Genomic DNA, 19,884 nt, shown 5'->3' with positions numbered 1-19,884 from the left:
CCTTCCACAGAAGGGCCGGAGCAATCCGGCCCTTACTTCATTGTGGATTGGCCTGTTGCCGTCGCGATATCGCCCGAATCGGTTTCTTAAGAGGAGGCTTTGTCCGCTGCATGAAGGAGAAGATCGTTGCAGAAGTCCGGTTTGCTTGCCCTCGTCCTCGCTGCCACCGCCCTGGCAGCATGTTCCGAAACGACGCCCGGTCCTTCGGCAAGCGCCTCCCCCGCCAGACCGCCGGTCGATCCCACCCCCATCACCGGCAACTGGTGCAGCCCTGACGGCCAGCGATTCGCCATTTCCGGCGAGCGTTTCGACAGCCGCGACAGCCAGTGCTCCGTCACGCGGATGAACAATTACGAAGGCACCTTTACCGTCTCCATGTCCTGCACGGCCAACGGCCAGCAGTCGAAGGAAAACATCACCATTTCACCGGTCGGCCAGACGCTGCATATCTCGTTCCTGTCGATGGGCGGCAAGCGCGCCGTGGTCAACCGCTGCGCCTCCTGACCGGGCCGAAATCAAATCAAGGCAGAACCGTGAACCGGCGCGATTTTCGCGCCGGATGCGTTTTTCGCGGCAAACCATGACTTTTTCCCACCAAAACTTGTGGCGAAGACCCGACAAAATCATGGCGAAAATGCGGCAAATGGCATTTTGGGGATGATGTGATGCGACAGGAGGGGTCCGCTCTGCTAAACTCCCCGCTGCAATGCCATACCCAAATTATAGGGAGACAGACATGAAAGTCGTATTCGTGACTACCGCTGTCCTCGCTCTGTCGGTTACAGCCGCGATGGCAGACTGCACCTATCACAGTGCTCAATCCTCCACGAAAATGGAGAAGCCGCAGACCACTGCAAGCATCCAGACAACGGCTCCGGAACAGAAATAACCGCCGGAAAAGCCGGGAACCGGATAGCCCATCCTGATTCGTGACGATCGCGCCGCAACGCCGGTCGTCACTTTTTCTGAAATTGAAACAGGGCAAAAAAAAGCGCGCCCTTCAGATGAAGGACGCGAAAGAGTTGCAAGCTCGCTCTGTTCGAGGAACCTGAACGGCAGGTTCTAGGCTCGACCAGATGCCTGTCGGCCATTTTGCCCTGGAAGCGACCCAGAATGCGGGACCGGTTTTTATTCGTAGCTCGAAGCGCTTCGCTTCGAGAGTAACCGTTATCGCCGCTTCCGCGCTGTCCGGACTGGTTTGGCTGCCTATCGACCCCGACTCCCCGCGGTCGATAAGCAGCCCCCGCCCAATTTTTTGCGTCAGCCTCCTAAGCCCCAACAGGCCGACGGTTATTTAGTGGACGCTCTAGTAGCGAAAAACAATTCCCCTATTCAGGGGGGTGGGTTAGAAAGAAGAACTGCCCCACTTTTCCGGCAATGACTTTCAGCAGCCGGTAGATTTTGAAAGACTTTATGAAACCGTTTGATATTTATTTGAAATTGGACCAGACTTTTTCAGTGTTATGTGCGAATTGACGCTTTTGAAGGGGATTTTCGTCCGCCAAACTCAGGAGATTCTTGAAATTTCGGGCATCCTCCCTTTTAAGCTTCGCTGCATTCGCATTCGTTCGTTTCTGGAGATACCTCACGTGTCACGCGCAAACTGGATGTTCGCTTTCCGGCGTCTTCTGGCGCTCCCGGCACTGATCGCGCTGTTCGCCGTCTGCCAAATCATCCTTTCCACAGGCGCGGCTCCTGCTGCATCGCCTGCGACGGTGACCATCACGCTGACCGTCATCGCCCCCGATGGAACGACGCGCGTATTGAGCAATGACGACTTCACGCAGTTGCCGCAGAACACGTTGCAGACCAACACCGCCTGGACCGAAGGCCCGCAGAATTTCGACGGCGTGCTGCTGCGCGACGTGCTGGCAACGGTGGGTGTGGACGGAAAAAACGTCCCCAACCGTTCGATCACCATTCTTGCGCTCAACGATTACAGTATCAGCATTCCGCTGGAGGACGCCTACAAGTACAATGTCCTTGTGGCGCGCAGGATGAACGGCCGGGAGCTGAGCCTGCGCGACAAGGGACCATACTGGATCGTCTATCCGCGTGACCAGCATCAGGAACTGAACGATTCGCGCTATGATCACCGCTGGGCATGGCAGGTGAAGCAGATCGAGGCGAAATGAGAATCAAGCGGGGCTATATTCTCTCCGGCCTTGTCATGGCAGGTTTTGCGGCCCTGCTCGCTTATGCATTCAGCCAGCTTCTCCAGATCCAGAAATCGCTGGCGACCTATACGGGCGAGAACATGGTCTGGGCCATCACCAAGACCGAACGCGACGCCGGACGCCTGGCCGAAACGGCGCTGACAATGCCAGCGGGGAGCACCGACACCGCCGATCTCTCGCTTCGCCTCGACGTTCTTTACAGCCGCTTCGCGCTTCTGGCCGACGGGCCACAGAAGAAATATTTCGCCCGCATTCCGGGCGCTGCCGAAATCATCCAGCGCAATACCGACCGGCTTCCCCAAATCGAGGCGATGATCAAGGCGGGGCCGGAACAATTCGATCCGCTCGCCATCTATCGGGCGCTGGTGCCCATGCGCGATGAACTGACCAAGGTTGCCGATGACGCGACGATCGTGGAGCAGGACCGTGGCGGCGCGCAGCGCGACCAGCAATTGCAGTCGATCTACCTGATCATGTTCGCGGTGCTGGGCATCATGGCGACGGGCGCCATCCTGTCCTGGCAGGTGGTTTCCAACATGCGCAAGGCCGAGCGCGCCCACAAGGCATTGCAGGAGTACAAGCAGCAACTGGAACAGACCGTCGCCGACCGCACCGCCGCCCTGCGCGAGGCGCTGGAAAGCGAGCGCAAGGCCAAGGAACTCTACAAGAGCTTCATCACCACGGTTTCGCACCAGTTCCGCACGCCCGTATCGATCATCGACATCATCGCCCAGCGCTTCATCCGCCGCGCCGACGAGTTCACGCCCGAAATCATCATCGACAAGGCCAAGCGGATGCGCAACGCCAGCCGCCGCCTGATCCTGCTTCTGGAAAGCACAGCCAATGCGGAACGCCTTGATGAAAGCGGGTTCCAGATCAACCGCCAGCCGGTCGATTTCTCCGAACTGGTGCGCAACACCTGCGCCTATCATCAGGAGCTGCATCCCGAGCTGGAACTGGTGACGGACATTCAGGACAGCGAGACGTTCTGTTACTGCGACGGCATTCTGGTCGAGCAGATTCTGGTCAACCTGCTTGGCAACGCCACCAAATATTCGCCCGCCGGCAAGCCCATCGAAGTGGCCACGGAAGAAGACGAGAACGAATTTCGCTGCATCGTCCGCGACCACGGCATCGGCATACCGGCGGAGGAAGCGGATCGCATATTCACGCGCTTTTTCCGCGCCAGCAACGCATCGCACATGGCGGGCACCGGCCTGGGCCTCAGCCTGTCGCGCGCGCTCGCCGAATTGCACGGCGGAACGCTTGTCTTCACTTCGATTGAAGGACAAGGTACGGTATTCATCCTCACTCTACCAAAGGTGGCCCAGCATGCGACTGCCTGAAATCCTCCCCCAGCCGACCGTCCTCTGCATCGAGGACGAAACCCATATTCTGGAAGAACTGATCGATGAACTGGGCACTTCGGGGTTCAACGCCATTGGCGCGGCCAATGCAACCGAAGCGCTGCGCGTGCTGGATACGACGACGCCCGACATCATCATCTGCGATATATTGATGCCCGGCACCAACGGCCTGCAATTTCTGGAACAGATCCGCAGTTCCCGCACCGACCTTGCCGGAACGCCATTTCTGTTCCTGACCGCGCTTGCCGACCGCAGCCACGAGCTGGCCGGCAGGGAAGCCGGTGCCGACGATTACCTGACCAAGCCCATCGATTTCGATGTCCTCATCCTCACGATCCGCGCCCGGCTCAATCTGGTGGCGCGCGTGAAGGCCATATCCAACCAGCCTGCGGCAGCGGAGCCGAACGGCGAGTTCATCCATCTTTCGCGCCGGGAAACCGAAGTGTTGAAGGAGATCGGCACCGGACAGCGCAACGGCGAAATCGCCCGCAAACTTGGACTGTCGGAACATACCGTCAGCGATTATGTGAAGGCCATCTACCAGAAGCTCAGCGTGTCGTCGCGGGCCGAAGCAACGCGGGAAGCCATCAGGCGTGGCCTGGTCGACATGAGATAGGCTTTCGAATTCAACCGGTTTTTCTGGGGATGAGCGGTAATGATCTCGACAATCCGAAAGCCCCAAATTACGGTTTGCCCATGAAGCAACCGGTTCGACAACGCGCTGTCTTCTTCATTGGCGGCTATGATCCGAAAACGCCGGTGGCGTTCTTTGGACGATTGAACAGAGAAATCAAACGGTTCGAGGCACTGTGGAGCGTTCGTTCCGACGTTTCGGATGTCAGCGTGTCGCCGGACGGCGAGATCGGCTCCGTCGCGATCGCGACGGCCTCCGCCGATGATGAATGGGCGACACAGACCGACTTCAATTTTCTCGTTCTGGACAAGATCGTGCTGGCGGATTTCGACCGTCCGCTGCCGGTCAGGCTCGCCAAATATCTCGCCGCCTTCGGTGATTTCGTCCTGACCGGCACCGCTTTGCGCTTCTTTGCCAAGGCCTGGCGCTTCGGCCTTTATTTTCTCTATCCTTTTCTCGTGCTCGCCCTATTCGCGGTTGCGGGCTATGCGGTGGCGCGTTGGACGGTCCAGTGGCTCGGCGCCCTGAGCTGGCTTGTCGGCCTGGCGGTTTTTTTCGCGGCGCTCGCCATTCTGGGCAAAAGATGGTCCACCAACCACCTGATGGACCTCTGGTCGTTCTCGCTCAATTTCATTCGCGGACGGCGGCGGGATGCAGAATCCCTGATGCAGCGCTTCGCAGCCGGCATCGTCGAGCGCACCGCGGCGAAACATTATGATGAAGTCATCCTGATCGGCCACAGCACCGGCGGCATGCTGATGCTGGATGTTGCAGCGCGCTGCCTCGCCATCGATCCGGAATTCAGCAGCCATGCGCCGAAGGTGACGGTCCTCACGCTCGGATCGACCGCGCTCAAGGCCGGTTACCACCCGGCGGGCGGGCATTTTCGCGAGGGCGTGCAGCGGCTGGTGGACGATGGCAGGATCGACTGGGTGGAAATCCAGTGCCTGACCGATGCGATCAACTTCTACAAGACCGACCCCGTGGCCGAGATGGGTTTGAAGCGGGATGCGCAGCGATCCTTTCCCGTCACGCGGACGGTGCGCATAAAGGAAATGCTGCAGCCGGAAATCTACCGGCGTGTGAAGCGAAACCTTTTTCGCGTGCATTATCAATATGTATTCGGAAATACGAAGCCCTATTGGTATGATTTCTTTCAAATCTGCTGTGGGCCGGTCTCGCTCCGGGAACGGACCGACGACCGCATAATCGGCGCCCTGCCAAGGAAGGAAACTGTTGCCGAATGACACCAACACTGGCTGCAATCGTCTGGAGTATCGGGCTTGTCGCCTGGGTCGTCATCCGCATTCCGCACCAGCGGCGCGCGCGCAAGATCAAGGTTGCGAAGGATGCAAGGACGCTGGCCGACAGGCTCGCGCTGGGGGCGGCGACTGTCGGCCTGTCGCTGATCCCGATCGTCTATGTCGCAACCGGCTTTCCCGCCTTTGCCGACTATGCCTTCCAGCCGTGGCTGGCCTGGATCGGGGTGGTTGTCGAGATCGCCTTCCTCTGGCTTTTTTATGCAAGCCACCGGCAGCTCGGCAAGAACTGGTCGGTCTCGCTTGAAATCCGCCGCGAGCACAAGCTGGTGACCGAAGGGCTCTATAAATATGTCCGCCACCCGATGTATCTGTCGTTCTGGCTGTGGGCGATTGCGCAGTTCTGCCTGCTTCCGAACTGGTTTGCGGGGCTGGCGGGCCTTGTCGGTGTCGCCATCCTCTATTTCTATCGGGTCGGCCACGAGGAGGCGATGATGCGCGCGGCGTTCGGCGCATCCTATGACGACTATGCTCGCAGGACGGGCCGCGTCATCCCGAAGATCAAAATATAGCTCAAGTTCTAGTGATTTGGCCGAAGCGGATCGGCGCTCTAAATACTCTTTCGATGCGTTCCGTTCGAAAGCCTTTTTCGAACGTGCCCCAACAGGTAGTCGAAGATGGTTTCAAAGCCCGATAGTTTGCATTCGAAAATGACCCGCCGCAGCCTGATCTTTGCGGGGGCGGCGCTCGCCTTCTGTGGGGGCGCGGCGCAGGGAGCGCCCAGAACGCCTTCGCGAACCGCGCCGCAGGCCGATGTCTATCTCCTGCGCGGCTTCGGGGATATCTTCTCCACCGGCATCGACGAGATCGGCAAGCAGTTGCAGGCCAACGGCGTCGATGCGCATGTCGAGGGGCATCAGGCCTGGCGTTTTGTGCTGAACCGGATTCTCACCGACCAGAGAAACAATCCGCGTGCGCCGGTGGTGCTGATCGGCCATTCGCTGGGCGCTAATGCCGTTATCGATATTGCAGCGGCGCTTGAAAAGAAGGGCATCCAGGTTGCCTACATGGCGACCTTTGCCGCCACCGCTCCCGCCCCCCTGCCCGGCAATATAAGACGTGTGGTGAACTTCTATTTCAAGCAGCACGGCTGGGGCCTGCCGCTGACGGCCGGGCCACGTTTCAGGGGAAGCCTCGACAACCGCGATTTTTCCGGCATGAAGGATATCGGCCATTTCAACATCGAGAAGCAACGCCCGCTTCAGGACGAAGTGGTGCGCAATGTGCTGGGCATCGTGCGCTCGAGATGATCGGAAAAGCCGATTGGCGGAAGAGAATGGGAGTCGAACCCACCAAAGACCGTCTATCGGCCCCTCCCGGATTTGAAGTCCGGACATGCCACCGGGCATGCATCCCTTCCAGATATTGATTCATTCCATAAATTCGTCTCAGGTGGCCCCGACGAGAGGCAGTTTCCGCCCCGCTGCCACCATTTCACTTACTCCTCATTCCTACCGCACCAGCAATCGAAGCGTCAATCTGGACAACTGGCCGATCACTGAATGATGCAGGTGCCCGGCCATTCATTGCAGGCTCGGTTTGCGCAACCGCCGGCGACAGCCAGAACCAGTATCAGGCACATGGTTGTTGAAAATAGCTTCACAGGGCTCCTCCCGTTTGTGGTGTTTCCCCTTGCGCAAAATCGCCGAACAGGTCGAGCTTGCGGCGGTTGAGGCGGCGCATGTCTCCGCGCCTTATCGTAACGCTGTTGCGGTCGAAGAATTCCAGTATCTGGATCGCCACCTTGCGGCCGCTGTCGACCCGGTCGCGAAATCGCGCAGCGATGAACCAGCCGCTGTCGAAAGCCGCATCCATGTCCGACAATATTCCGATCATCTCGGCAATCGTTGCGCGGAGGAAAAAATGGTCGTGCGCCACTTCATGCACCCGACCCATGCGCCCGGCAAGCTTGAGCAGGCGGCGGATAACTTCCTCCCGCTCATCCAGCAGACCCGCAATATCGCGAACGCGCGGCGGGCGAAAACGGGCATCGCCGCCAAGAAGCGGCGCGATGCGCTGCCAGAGCGCCTCGTCGGCATCGCTCATCGTCACTTCATGATCGCGCAGGCGCAGCCAGGCACCGTCGAGCCGCAACAGGTCCGCCTCGATGAGCGCGGCGATGGCGGCGCGGAAGGCCGGGGCCGGCAGGCGCGGCTTCAACAGCAAGCGCAGCCGTTCCACCCCCATGCCGATCAGGTCCGGGTTCTCCGCGTGGAAAGCACCGAGCCGCGCCACAATCTCGTCCCCCAGCGCATTCCATCGCTCCGGCAACAGGAGGAGCACGGAATTTGCCTGCGGCAGCATCACCGCATCGAGCGCCTGGGCCAGTGCTTGCGGATCGTCGGCCAGCGCCCGGTCGCGCTGGAAGGCCGTCGCATCGAGATAATATGGTTCGACGGACAGCAGCGCCCGCGCCGCCTGCACGGGATCATCGATGGAATGGGCGTCGAGTTGCGCCATGCGCTCGGGGCTGCGGCGCTTGCGCTGCGGCGGGCGCAGATCGAGAAAACGTCCGCCGCCGATGGTTCGTTGCGCGGACACATCCCGGATGACGAAACGGTCTCCGGCGGCCACGGCAAGGGGGCGATCCAGAACCAGTTGCACCCGGCCTTCCGCGCCGGGCCGAAGCTCGTCGCCCCGCAAAGGCACGATGCGCGCGCCAACTTCCGCCGACGCATGATGAAGGCGCGCAGGAAACCACTGGCCTATCGGCTTTTTCTCGGAAGGCAATATTTGCAGCGAGGCATCGATGCGGTCCGTGGGGCGATGCAGAGCGGGCGACACCAGCATGTCGCCGCGATGCACCGCCTCTTTGGATATGCCTTCACCTGCCAGATTGAGCGCGCAGCGATCCCCCGCCTGCGCGGTTTCGCTCGGCCGGTTCTGTGCATGAATGGTCCGGACCCGCGCTTCTTTTCCAGCCGGGCTGATCGCCAGATGATCGCCGATGGCGACCTTGCCGGAAAGCACTGTGCCGGTGACGACCGTGCCTGCCCCCTTCAGCGTGAAAGAGCGATCCACGACCAGACGAAAACGTCCGTTTGCCTGCCGCTCGCCAAACGCACGCGCCTGCGCCTCCAGCATGGCTCTGAGATCGTCGATCCCGGCGCCGGACACGGTGGAAACCGCCAGAACGGGAATATCGGCAAGCCCGGTCGGCGCCAGTTCGTTGCGGATAGCGGTTTCCACTTCCGCAAGGCGGTCGGGCTCGGCAAGGTCGGATTTTGTAATGACGGCGACACCGCGCCGGATGCCGAGCAGATTGACGATTGCCAGATGTTCGCGGGTTTGCGGCATGATGCCGTCATCGGCGGCGACAACCAGCATGACGAAATCGATGCTCGCCGCCCCGGCCAGCATCGTATGCACGAACTTCTCGTGCCCCGGCACGTCGACGAAGCCCAGTATATCCTTTTCGTCGCCGGACAACGGCAGATAGGCAAATCCGAGATCGATGGAAATGCCCCGCGCCTTTTCCTCTTTCAGCCGGTCCGTATCCACCTGTGTAAGCGCGCGCACCAGCGCGGTCTTGCCATGGTCGATATGCCCCGCCGTTCCAACGATCATTGATTTTCGTCCAGCGCATTGCGCGCTGCCTCGATGAAAGGCGCGGCAAGCGCGCTGCCCGACCTTGCGCGCTGCAGATAATCGTAAGCCGCCAAAGGATCGCGTTCCACGCCCATGCCAAGATGCAGCGCCGCCCCCAGCATGGCCTGCCCGTCGGCATCGCCCGCATCGGCGGCCTTCCGCCACCAGTAGACCGCCCTGGACGGATCACGCGGCACGCCGAGGGCATTATGGTAGATCATGCCAAGCCGCGTCATGGCTGCGGCAACGCCGCCTTCGGCTGCCTTCAGCGCCCATTCCCGCGCCTCGACCGGATCGGCGGAAATCACCTCGCCCTCGATGAGCATCCAGCTCAGCATGTCCTGCGCCTGCGCATCACCCTGTTCGGCGGCAAGGCGGTAAAGCCGCGCAGCTTCCGTGTAATCGGCTTCGATGCCCTCGCCCTTGAAAAGCAATGAAGCGAGATTGCGCTGGCCGGAAGCATCGCCAGCGGAGGCGGAAAGGGTCAGCCAGCGCTGCGCGAGGCCGATATTCTTCTCGACGCCCATGCCGCCTGCAAAACAGGCGCCGATATTGTTCTGCGCTCGGGCATTGCCGCTACGGGCCAGCGGCTCCCAGATGGAAAGCGCCGTTGCGTAATCACCCGTCTTTGCAGCCGCAAGCGCCTTTTCCAGCGCCTGCGCCGTCGTGTCCTGCTTCGTTTTGCGGGCGAAGAGATCAGCAAGCCGCATAGGATGACAGGTTCCTGATGAAACTGCTTTCGTTGTCAAGACAGCGCAAGTCGAGCACGAGCGCGCCCTTTTCTATCCGCCCGATGACCGGGAGAGGCAGCGCGCGCAGCGAAGCGCCAAGCGCTGTCAGTGCGGAGCCGCTGCCGTCCTTCGGTGCAATCGACAGACCGGCGCTTGGCACGGTCGAAAGCGGCAAGGCCCCGGAACCGATCTGGCTGGCGCAATCCGCCACCGTGACGGTGAAAGCGGTGCCGAGCACCTTTTCCAGCGCGGGTTTGAGCCTTTCCGCCTGCGCGGCAATTTCTGCCTGCGGGCGCGCCAGATAACGCAGGGTCGGCAGTTTTTCCGCAAGCCGCTGCGGGTTGCGATAAAGTTTCAGCGTCGCCTCAAGCGCTGCAAGCCTGATCTTGTCGACCCGCAAGGCGCGCTTCATCGGGTTCCTGTTGATGCGCGCGATCAGATCGCGCCGCCCGACGACGAACCCCGCCTGCGGGCCGCCGAGAAGCTTGTCGCCGGAAAAAGTGATGATATCAGCGCCTTCGGCCACTGCCTCGCGCACCGTCGGCTCATGTGCGAGACCGAAAGCTGTCAGATCGGCCAGCGTGCCGGAACCGAGATCGTTGACCAACGGCACGCCCCTCGCCTGCGCGATTGTCGCAAGTTCCGGGGCAGTGACTTCGCGCGTGAAACCCTCAATCCGATAGTTGGAGGTGTGGACCTTCAGCACCAGACCCGTATCGGAGTTGATCGCATTTTCGTAATCGCGCGGATGGGTGCGATTGGTGGTGCCAACTTCGACAAGCCGCGTACCGGCGCGGGTCATGATATCCGGCATGCGGAAAGCGCCACCGATCTCGATCAGTTCGCCCCGCGAAACAATGGCTTCCTTGCCCGAGGCAAGGCTGTTCAGTACCAGAAGCACCGCCGCCGCGTTGTTGTTGACGATGGTGGAATCCTCCGCCCCGGTCAGTTCGCAGACAAGCGCGCGCAGATGATCGTCACGCTCGCCGCGCGCGCCTGAAGAAAGGTCGAACTCAAGAGAAACCGCCTGCCGCATGGCTTGCGTCGCAGCCTCGATTGCGGCTTCGGCCAGAATGGCGCGCCCGAGATTGGTGTGCAGGACCGTTCCGGTCAGGTTGAACAAGGGGCGCAGGCTCGACTGCCCGGATGCTTCGAGCAGGTGAATAACCCGCTCCGCCAAAAGCACGTTGCTGGAAGGCGCGGCGCCGGACTTCACCGCCTCGCGCTCATTCCCCAGCACCTTCCGCACGGCTTCCGCCACCGACGCATGGCCAAAGCTCTCCAATGCTGCGGCAAGCGCGGGCATTTGCAGGAGGGCATCCACGGAAGGAAGATGGCGCAGCGACGATTTGATCTGGTCCATGCTGCCTCACAATCTGGCAAGAAGCGGGGAGAACCCGCCTCGCCTGTAAGGCGTCTCGCGCATCAGCATATCGAGGCCGAGGCTTGCAACATCGTCGGCCACCGGATCGGCATCCGAGGATAGCTGCTGATAGATGATCTTGACCCAGCTTTCGCATTCATCGCAGGTTTCGGCCTTGATGACGCCACCGCCTTCCTCGACTTCCTTGTAGCCGATGCCTTTTGTGGACCCGCAGCACGTGCATTTGATCCGCACATAGTGCCAGAGCGTGTTGCAGACGGAACAGGAGCAGAAGCGCGCGCCATGCGCACCGTGCCAGCCGACCACCATGGAGCTTGACGGCATGCTGCCGCAAGCGGGGCAGACGCCATCGGCAACCGGCTTCACCGACTTCGGGTCGAGCGCCGAGGCGAGCCGCGCAAGATGAAGCTGCAATCCCGCCCAGATATAGATGTGCTCGGCAATTGCGTCAGGCGGCAGAACGCCGGCAAAGATCGCCTCGACCATCCGGCGACGTTCATTCGCATCGCTGCCCGCCACACGCTCCAGCGCATCGGCGGCGTCCTGCGGCTTGGCGATATTGCGGGCGCGCTCGAAGAGCCGGTCGAAGATGGTGTGAAGCCCCGCATCCGATGCGGCATCCGCACGATCGATCGAGGGCATGCCGAACTCGCGTCCCCGATCATTCTCCTGCCGCGCAGCGACAGGGCTGAGCCCGGCGTCTATTTCGGACTGCGCGTCGCTCAGATCGGCGATGAATTCCAGATAGGGTTTCAGCGGGCTGACCGAGGCCAGAATACGCAGGCGCTCCGCCCGTCTGGCAAAGAGCGCGCCGGGGTCCGGCAGTTGCACGAAGGGTGGGGCCGATATTTCGCCGATGACCGTCGGGTCCGGCACCAGATCTTTCTTGCCTGCCATGTCACTCCTCACGAACCCAACGGGCCACGTGGACCACTGAATAACGTCATTCTGAGACGCCTGCCGGGAAATGCAACCCGGAAGGCGAAGTTTCAGAGCATGATTCCAAAAAGCTGAAACCGTCTACGCAGGGAAATCAGTCCACTGGTCTGAACTCTGATCCTGCTTCGATCAGATAAATCATGCTCAAACAAAAGCCTGGGGCGAGATGAAGCTTCAACTTGAAAGCATGCCGCTCTAGGCGGCAGGCTTGCCGCTGCCCTGCTTCGCCTTCTGTTTCGATGTCAGTTCGCGCAGCCACTTGCGATGGTGCCGCCAGGCCCATCCGCCCGTCACCGTGCCGCGTGTCATCGCATGGATCGTGCCCTTGACCCAGATCGCGGCATAGACATGCACGATCCAGACGCAGATGGCCGCGACCGCCGCCATGGAGTGAACGAACAAGGCCCAGCGCTGCTGGTTGATGCTGGTATAGGAGCCGAAATATTCGTTCCAGATCATCAGGCCGGACACGATCAGGATCACGATCAGTAGCGACATGGACCAGAAAACAAGCTTCTGACCGGCATTGTATTTGCCGACTTCCGGCAGCTTTTCCTCATTGCCGGCAATCACGTCATTGGCCTGCGACAGCCATTGGCTGTCTTCGCGCTTCCACAGATTGGCGCTCCAGAAGCGCAGGAACAGGCCGAGAAAGCTGAAGAACAGGACAACGCCGATCCATGGATGGATGGCGCGTGTCCACTGCCCGCCGCCGAACAGGCCCGACAGGAAAAACAGCCACGGGTGGAACATTGCAAGGCCGGAAAGGGCGAGCAGCACCAGGCTGGCGGCGGTGATCCAGTGATTGATGCGCGCGCTGCCGGAATAGCGGTGCACCCTGACCGGCGGGCCGGGTTCTATGCCGTCGCCGCGCTCAACATCGTCAAAGTCGGTCCTGCTCATGAGCTTTTTTCCCCCGTGAGCTTTTCGGCCTGTTCCTCGTCGTGTTCTGTCACGACATTCGGCCCCTTGAAGATATAGTGCAGCAGACCCGCTGCAGCGGCCAGCCCCATGACGGCCATGCCCGCATATTTGGACACGCCCTTCCACGCCTCGACAACCGGGCTGATGCGCGGATTGTTCGGCAGGTTGGCATAGAGTTCGGGCCGGTCGGCATGGTGCAGCACATACATGACATGGGTGCCGCCGACGCCCGGCGGATCGTAGAGCCCGGCATTCTCAAAGCCGCGCGATTTCAGGTCCTTGATGCGTCCGTCGGCCCATTCCTTCATTTCGTCCTTGGTGCCGTAGACGATGGCCTGCGTGGGGCAGGCCTTGGCGCAGGCCGGTCCCTGCCCCACCGCGATGCGGTCGGAACAGAGCGTGCATTTATAGGCCTTGTTGGTGACCTCGGAAACGCGCGGGATGTTGAACGGGCAGCCCTTGATGCAATAGCCGCAACCGATGCAGTTATCGTGGATGAAATCGACGATGCCGTTGGAATATTGCACGATTGCACCGGGCGCCGGACAGGCCTTGAGACAGCCGGGGTCTTCGCAATGCATGCAGCCATCCTTGCGGATGAGCCACTCCAGATTGCCGGTATCGGGATTATCCCACTCGGTAAAGCGCATCACCGTGAAGGTGTTCGGCGTCAGGTCGTGCGGATTGTCATAGACGCCGACATTGATGCCCACTTCCTCATGCGTGTCGTTCCATTCGGCGCAGGCCGACTGGCAGGCCTTGCAGCCGATGCATTTCGACACGTCGATAAGCTTCGCCACCTCGGTCTGGCGCTCGGCAGGCGGCGTCACATTCGACGCCGACCGCCTGATCAGGTCCTTGTCACCGAAGCGCGGCTGTTGCGGCTGGACGCTAGGATTGGGAACGGGTGGAAACATTTATCCCTCCTAAGCCACAGGCGCGCTTGAGCGCTCGATATTGACCAGAAACGCCTTGAATTCCGGCGTCTCGATGTTCGCGTCGCCGACGAAAGGCGTCAGCGAGTTGGGGCCGAAGCCCTTGCGGGCAGCACCCATGAAGCCCCAGTGGAGCGGGATGCCGACCACATGCACCGTCTTGCCGTCGCAGATCAGCGGTTTGATGCGCTTGGTCACCACCGCCTTGGCCTTCACCGAGCCGCGCTTCGACCACACGCGCACCCAGTCGCCCTTGGCGATGCCCTTTTCCTTCGCCAGTTCCTCCGAGATTTCGACGAAGAATTCCGGCTGCAGGACCGCATTCACATGGACATGCTTGGTCCAGTAGTGGAAATGCTCCGTCAGACGGTAGGAGGTGGCCGCATAGGGGAACTCCTCCGAAGCCGTTTCGGCGAACTGCTTGAAGTCGTCGTTGAAGACGCGCGCCACCGGATTGCCCCGGATGTTGGACGCAATCACATTGGCGAGCGGCGATTCAAACGGCTCATAGTGGGCCGGGAACGGACCGTCGCGCATCATGCCGCGGCTGAACAGGCGCGACGCGCCTTCCGCATTCATGATGAAGGGGCCGACTTCCTGCGGCTTGGCGGTCGGCGCAATGTCCGGCACGTCATAGCCCGTCCACTTCGAACCGTCCCATTCGATGAGCTTGCGGCTCGGGTCCCACGGCTTGCCGTCGATGTCGGCGGAGGCGCGGTTATAGAGAATGCGGCGGTTCGCCGGCCATGCCCACGACCAGTTGAGATAGGCGCCCGTCTCGTCCGGATCGTGATTGTCGCGGCGGGCCATGTTGTTGCCCGCCTCGGTGAAGCAGCCGGAATAGATCCAGCAGCCCGATGCCGTCGAGCCGTCGTCGCGCAGCGCCGCGAAACCGGCGAGCAGCTTGCCCGCCTCGGCGACCACCTTGGTCGGATCGGCCGGATCGGTCACCGTGGAAAGCGCGCGGCCGTTCAGTTCCTTGGCCAGCTCTTCCGCCGTCGGCTCGCCCTCATCCTTGTAATCCCAGGTGAGATTGAGGATCGGATCGGGGAAAGCGCCGCCTTCCTTGCGATAAAGCTCGCGCAGCCGCAGGAAAATCTGCGCCATGATCCAGTTGTCGGTCTTCGCCTCGCCGGGCGGTGTGGCGCCGGGCCAGTGCCATTGCAGCCAGCGCCCGGAATTGGTGAGCGAACCCTCGTCCTCCGCAAAGCAGGTGGAAGGCAGCTGGAACACTTCCGTCTGGATGGAAGCCGAATCCACATCGTTGAATTCGCCGTGGTTTTCCCAGAAACGCGAGGTTTCCGTTTCCAGCGGGTCCATCGTGACGAGGAATTTCAGCTTCGACAGGGCATCGGTCAGCTTCTTGCGGTTCGGCACCGCCATCAGCGGATTGAACCCCTGACAGACATAGCCGTTGACCTTGCCATCATGCATCATGTCGAAAATGCGCAACATGTCGTAGTTCGGCACGTCGAGCTTCGGCAGCCAGTCGAAAGCAAAGTCGTTTTCGACGGTCGCGGCGCTGCCCCACATCGCCTTCTGGAAACTGACGAAGAACTTGCGATAGTTCTGCCAGTAGCTCGTCTGGTTGGGGCGCAGCGGCTTGAAACCGCGTGTCGACATGTAGATTTCGAGATCGGTCTCCTTTTCGACCGGGATGTTCATATAGCCCGGCAGGAGGTTGGACATAAGGCCGATATCGGTCAGCCCCTGAATGTTGGAGTGACCGCGCAGCGCATTCATGCCGCCGCCGCGCACGCCGATATTGCCGAGGATCAGCTGCAGCATCGCCATGCAGCGAATATTCTGCGATCCCTTGGAGTGCTGCGTCCAGCCGAGCGCGTACATCGATGTCATCGTCTTGTCCGGCGCCGAGCATTCGGACATCATCTCGGCCACTTTCAGGAATTTCTCCTTCGGCGTGCCACAGATGCGCTCCACCATTTCCGGCGTGAAGATGGAAACGTGCTGTTTCAGCAGGTTCCATACGCAGCGCGGGTTCTGCAGCGTATCGTCGACGACCGCATAGCCGTCATCGCCGATCACATATTCCCAGCTCGAGCGGTCGTAGTCGCGCTTTTCCTCGTCATAGCCGGTAAACAGCCCGTCCTTGTACTCGAAGCCATCCTTGATGATGTAGCTGGCATTGGTGAAATGCTTCACATAATCCCACTGCACCTTGTCATTCTGAATGCAGTAGTTGATGACGCCGAGCAGGAAGGCGATATCCGAACCCTGCCGGATGGGCGCGTAGAAATCCGCCACGGAAGCCGTGCGCGTGAAGCGCGGATCGACGACGATCAGCTTCGCGCCGCGATGGTGCTTGGCCTCCGTCACCCATTTGAAGCCGCACGGATGCGCTTCCGCCGCATTGCCGCCCATGACGACGACGAGATCGGTGTTCTTGATATCGGTCCAGGAGTTGGTCATTGCTCCGCGGCCAAATGTTGGGGCGAGACTCGCCACCGTCGGGCCGTGTCAGACGCGTGCCTGGTTATCGAATGCGACTATGCCTGTGCTGCGCACCACCTTGTAGGTGAGAAACGCCGTTTCGTTGGTGGTGGCCGATGCCGCGAGGAATCCCGTCGAGACCCAGCGATTGACCGTGGTGCCCGCCGCATTCTTGGCGATGAAGTTGGCGTCGCGATCGTCTTTCAGATGGCGCGCGATGCGGTCGAGCGCATCTTCCCACGAAATCTGCTTGAATTCGGCGGCGCCCGGCTCGCGCACCCGCGGATTTTTCAGGCGGGTCTCGGCCTGGACGAAGCCCCTGAGTGCCGCGCCCTTCGGGCAAAGCGTGCCGCGATTGGTGGGGTGATCCGTATCGCCTTCGACGTGGACCAGATCGGCCTTCTCGCCTTTCCTCACATCCCCCTTGGAATAGAGGATGATGCCGCAGGCGACCGAGCAGTAAGGGCAGGTATTGCGGGTTTCGGTCGTGTTGGTCAGCTTGAAGGGACGAATGGATTCGGCATAGGCGCTTTCCACCGCACCAAAACCGAAGGACCCAAGCGCCGAAGCCGCCACTACCGCCCCCGTTCCGCCCAGAAACTGGCGGCGTGAGAGCTCCACATTCATTGCGCTGCACCTCCCTGATCGTCAGAAGAAAAATGCCGAAGCATATCCCTCCCTGAATTGGACTTGCCTGAACTCAGTTCACCGCAATAAACCCAAGTTGTCAACCGAAGGGCAGGTTAAATTAATTAACAATAAGACCCATTTATCAATAATATGAATTTTATAGTCAGGTATTAATACATGAACCTCATCACAGGAATGACTTGGAAACGCGCCAGCTGATTGACGTTGCCGTGTAAAAACGCCAGACTGATGCCGTGGCTTCTTTTGTTGCTCCCGAGTTTCGGGGCTTGAATTTTGAGCGGCTCCTGCCTCGCACCGGCTTCCCTGACCCGATGCGACGGCATCGTGCGGCCCTCGGCTCCGGCCCCCTCAGCCGCGCAAAACCACAGCCCGAATTTCCTGCCATCGCTGCATCTACGCCCTTCGCGCGTTCCGGGCTTTTCGGGCTTTCCGGACCTTCCAGCTTGGCGGCGCGAAAGTCGTCCTTCCATGCCATCGCACAGAACAATTCAGAGCAAAAAGGGGATCGTCATGAACCGTCGGGAACTTCTTAAATCCGGTGCGGCCTGTGCCGCGTTCAGCATGCTGCCAAATTTCGCCTCTGCGGCCAGCACCGCATTCGCGCCGCAGCCGTCGGATTGGCGCAGCTTCGAGATCACCACCAGCGTGACGCCTGCCGCTTCGGGAGAAGCCATTCGTGTCTGGGTTCCGCTGGCGGGCTTCAATGCCGATGACTGGAACCGCCCGGAGGGCAATCGCTGGACGACCAATGCCAAGGTCGCGCGGCTCGACCGCGATCCGGCGAGCGGCACCGGCCTTCTCTATCTCGAATGGGATGGAGGGGAAGAAAAGCCGCAAGCCGAAATCATCAGCCTCATCTCCACCCGCGACCGTTCGGGCAACCTCGAGGCACCGGCCAAGGCCGTACCGCTGACCCGCGCGGAACGCGAACGCTATCTGGCGGGAACGCGGCTTGCGCCGGCCGATGGCATCGTCAAGCAGACCTCTGACAGGATCGTTGCGGATGCCGATACCGATCAGGAGAAGGCGCGCCGGATCTACGACTGGGTCGTCGCCAACACCTATCGGCGCGCCTCGACACGCGGCTGCGGAGACGGCAATATTGTCGCCATGCTCGACAGCGGCGATCTCGGCGGCAAATGCGCCGACATCAATCCTTTGTTCGTGGCTCTCGTCAGGGCAGCGGGAATTCCGGCCCGCGACCTTTACGGCGTGCGCGTCGCGCCTTCCGCCTTCGGCTACAAGAGCCTCGGCGCGAAGAACGAGGTCATCACCAAGGCCCAGCATTGCCGCGCCGAAATCTATCTCGACGGCATCGGCTGGGTCGCGACCGATCCGGCAGATGTGCGCAAGGTGATGCTGGAAGAGGAAAAGGACGGGCTCCCCGCCGACGATCCGCGTGTCGCAGCCGTGCGGCAAAAACTCTTCGGTTCATGGGAGGGCAACTGGGTCGCCTTCAATGACGGCAGCGATATCGCCTTGCCGTCCGCGCAAGGGCCGGAACTTGGCTTCCTCATGTATCCGCAGGCCGAAGTCGCCAGCACCCGTCTGGATTGTCTCGATGCGGACGCCTTCCGCTACGCCATGACCGCGCGCGAAATAACGATATAAGTTCTGAGGACATCATGGATATTGCATCGCCTATTCGTCTCAGCACGCTTGCCCATGGCGGCGGCTGCGGCTGCAAGCTTGCTCCTGCCGTTTTGCAGGATCTGCTGTCGGACCAGCCGGTCATGCAGCCGTTCAGCCAGCTTCTCGTCGGAACGGAAACCGGCGACGACGCCGCCGTCTGGCAACTGGACGACGAAAACTGCGTGATTGCCACGACGGATTTCTTCATGCCGATGGTGGACGATCCATTCGATTTCGGGCGCATCGCGGCCACCAATGCGATATCCGACGTCTATGCCATGGGCGGAACGCCGATCATGGCGCTGGCGATCCTCGGAATGCCGGTGAACAAGATGCCCGCCGAAATGATCCGCGAAATCCTGAAGGGCGGTTCCAGCATCTGCGCGGAAGCGGGCATTCCGGTTGCGGGCGGGCATTCCATCGACGCCCCGGAACCGATCTACGGGCTGGCGGTCATCGGCACCTGCAAGCTTTCGAACCTGCGCAGGAACAGTGGCGCGCGTGTCGGCGACACGCTGATCCTGACCAAGGCAATCGGCGTCGGCATCTATTCCGCCGCCTTCAAGAAGCAGGAACTCGACAGCGCCGGTTATGATGAAATGATGGCGTCAGTCACCTTGTTGAACCGGGTCGGTGCCGAACTCGGCAAGGATGGCGCCGTTCATGCCGTCACCGATGTGACCGGCTTCGGCATTCTCGGCCATGCGCTGGAAATGGCGCGCGGCTCCAATGCGGGCATTGCGCTGGACTATTCCGCCCTGCCCTTTCTCAATCAGGCCGAACATCTGGCGCAAGCCGGTTTCGTGACCGGAGCCTCCACCCGCAACTGGGCAAGCTACGGCCATGGCGTGCAGCTTCCGGACGACTATCCGCTCTGGAAACAGCAATTGCTGACCGACCCGCAGACGTCCGGCGGGCTTCTCGTATCCTGCGCGCCGCAGCAAGCCGAAAGGCTCCTCGGCAGCATCCGCGCCGCCGGCTATCCATCCGCCCGCATTGTCGGGAAAGTGACGGACGATGCGGGCCGCGTGACCGTAAACGGATGAAATCGCTGCAACATCAGCCTGAAAGCAGGATGCGTGGATTCTACAGTCTGGAGGGCCGTTTGTGCGTTCATAAGCACGTGCGGGGCTTCAGGACGGCTCATCAACA

The 19,884-nt window shown here is 60.8% G+C and carries 17 protein-coding genes and 1 tRNA gene; 10 read left to right on the top strand and 8 right to left on the bottom strand.

Going from position 1 to position 19,884, the window contains the following annotated elements; all coding sequences use genetic code 11:
- Nucleotides 1-126 precede the first annotated feature (126 nt).
- The 8 genes from ACS5UA_RS06285 to ACS5UA_RS06250 all read left to right on the top strand — a co-directional run bounded on the left by ACS5UA_RS06285 (nucleotide 127) and on the right by ACS5UA_RS06250 (nucleotide 6,747).
- Entirely contained in the window at nucleotides 127-504 is a 378-nt protein-coding gene (locus ACS5UA_RS06285) for a hypothetical protein (protein ID WP_112701340.1), read from the top strand.
- A 232-nt stretch (nucleotides 505-736) separates the two neighbouring features.
- Nucleotides 737-889, top strand: a complete 153-nt coding sequence (locus ACS5UA_RS06280) for a hypothetical protein (RefSeq protein ID WP_155723819.1) — start codon at nucleotides 737-739, stop codon at nucleotides 887-889.
- Between the two features lie 700 nt (nucleotides 890-1,589).
- Nucleotides 1,590-2,135 (top strand): molybdopterin-dependent oxidoreductase, encoded by a 546-nt coding sequence (locus ACS5UA_RS06275; protein ID WP_241084123.1) that lies wholly within the window; start codon nucleotides 1,590-1,592, stop codon nucleotides 2,133-2,135.
- A complete protein-coding gene (locus ACS5UA_RS06270) occupies nucleotides 2,132-3,523 on the top strand; it encodes a sensor histidine kinase (protein WP_112701343.1) in 1,392 nt (463 codons plus the stop codon). The genes ACS5UA_RS06275 and ACS5UA_RS06270 overlap by 4 nt, the downstream gene beginning before the upstream one ends.
- Nucleotides 3,510-4,160, top strand: a complete 651-nt coding sequence (locus ACS5UA_RS06265; protein ID WP_112701344.1) for a response regulator transcription factor — start codon at nucleotides 3,510-3,512, stop codon at nucleotides 4,158-4,160. The genes ACS5UA_RS06270 and ACS5UA_RS06265 overlap by 14 nt, the downstream gene beginning before the upstream one ends.
- 80 nt (nucleotides 4,161-4,240) lie before the next feature.
- A complete protein-coding gene (locus ACS5UA_RS06260) occupies nucleotides 4,241-5,425 on the top strand; it encodes an alpha/beta fold hydrolase (RefSeq protein ID WP_112701375.1) in 1,185 nt (394 codons plus the stop codon).
- Nucleotides 5,422-6,009, top strand: a complete 588-nt coding sequence (locus ACS5UA_RS06255) for a protein-S-isoprenylcysteine O-methyltransferase (protein WP_112701345.1) — start codon at nucleotides 5,422-5,424, stop codon at nucleotides 6,007-6,009. The genes ACS5UA_RS06260 and ACS5UA_RS06255 overlap by 4 nt, the downstream gene beginning before the upstream one ends.
- Before the next feature lie 138 nt (nucleotides 6,010-6,147).
- Complete coding sequence (locus ACS5UA_RS06250; protein WP_112701376.1) at nucleotides 6,148-6,747, top strand: thioesterase domain-containing protein; 600 nt, start codon at nucleotides 6,148-6,150, stop codon at nucleotides 6,745-6,747.
- 14 nt (nucleotides 6,748-6,761) lie between these two features.
- Here ACS5UA_RS06250 and ACS5UA_RS06245 read toward each other — a convergent pair.
- From ACS5UA_RS06245 to fdnG, 8 genes are all read right to left on the bottom strand, one after another.
- Nucleotides 6,762-6,857: transfer RNA gene (locus ACS5UA_RS06245), tRNA-Sec, on the bottom strand.
- 239 nt (nucleotides 6,858-7,096) lie between these two features.
- A complete protein-coding gene (selB, locus tag ACS5UA_RS06240; RefSeq protein WP_112701346.1) occupies nucleotides 7,097-9,064 on the bottom strand; it encodes a selenocysteine-specific translation elongation factor in 1,968 nt (655 codons plus the stop codon).
- Nucleotides 9,061-9,795: a tetratricopeptide repeat protein gene (locus ACS5UA_RS06235; RefSeq protein WP_241084124.1), complete on the bottom strand. Its 735-nt coding sequence runs from the start codon at nucleotides 9,793-9,795 to the stop codon at nucleotides 9,061-9,063. Before ACS5UA_RS06235 ends, selB begins: the two co-directional genes overlap by 4 nt.
- A complete protein-coding gene (gene selA, locus ACS5UA_RS06230) occupies nucleotides 9,782-11,179 on the bottom strand; it encodes an L-seryl-tRNA(Sec) selenium transferase (RefSeq protein ID WP_112701347.1) in 1,398 nt (465 codons plus the stop codon). The genes ACS5UA_RS06235 and selA overlap by 14 nt, the downstream gene beginning before the upstream one ends.
- Nucleotides 11,180-11,185: 6 nt before the next feature.
- The gene (gene fdhE, locus ACS5UA_RS06225; protein ID WP_112701348.1) at nucleotides 11,186-12,097 is read right to left on the bottom strand and encodes a formate dehydrogenase accessory protein FdhE; all 912 of its coding nucleotides are present in this window, start codon (nucleotides 12,095-12,097) and stop codon (nucleotides 11,186-11,188) included.
- A gap of 237 nt (nucleotides 12,098-12,334) precedes the next feature.
- Nucleotides 12,335-13,042 (bottom strand): formate dehydrogenase subunit gamma, encoded by a 708-nt coding sequence (locus ACS5UA_RS06220; RefSeq protein WP_112701349.1) that lies wholly within the window; start codon nucleotides 13,040-13,042, stop codon nucleotides 12,335-12,337.
- Nucleotides 13,039-13,980: a formate dehydrogenase subunit beta gene (gene fdxH / locus ACS5UA_RS06215; protein WP_112701350.1), complete on the bottom strand. Its 942-nt coding sequence runs from the start codon at nucleotides 13,978-13,980 to the stop codon at nucleotides 13,039-13,041. The genes ACS5UA_RS06220 and fdxH overlap by 4 nt, the downstream gene beginning before the upstream one ends.
- A gap of 9 nt (nucleotides 13,981-13,989) precedes the next feature.
- Nucleotides 13,990-17,076, bottom strand: a complete 3,087-nt coding sequence (fdnG, locus tag ACS5UA_RS06210; protein WP_443101233.1) for a formate dehydrogenase-N subunit alpha — start codon at nucleotides 17,074-17,076, stop codon at nucleotides 13,990-13,992.
- Between the two features lie 534 nt (nucleotides 17,077-17,610).
- Between fdnG and ACS5UA_RS06205 the strand changes: the two genes are divergently transcribed.
- Together ACS5UA_RS06205 and selD are read left to right on the top strand one after the other, a co-directional pair.
- Nucleotides 17,611-18,711, top strand: a complete 1,101-nt coding sequence (locus ACS5UA_RS06205) for a transglutaminase-like domain-containing protein (protein ID WP_112701352.1) — start codon at nucleotides 17,611-17,613, stop codon at nucleotides 18,709-18,711.
- Between the two features lie 14 nt (nucleotides 18,712-18,725).
- Nucleotides 18,726-19,778: a selenide, water dikinase SelD gene (gene selD / locus ACS5UA_RS06200; protein WP_112701353.1), complete on the top strand. Its 1,053-nt coding sequence runs from the start codon at nucleotides 18,726-18,728 to the stop codon at nucleotides 19,776-19,778.
- The last annotated feature ends 106 nt before the right edge of the window (nucleotides 19,779-19,884 follow it).

Origin of the sequence: Brucella sp. RRSP16 (assembly GCF_052246815.1) — a bacterium.
In the GTDB taxonomy this organism is placed as follows: domain Bacteria; phylum Pseudomonadota; class Alphaproteobacteria; order Rhizobiales; family Rhizobiaceae; genus Brucella; species Brucella intermedia.
Note: the sequence above shows the minus strand (reverse complement) of the source record. Positions and strands in the feature narration are given on the sequence as shown.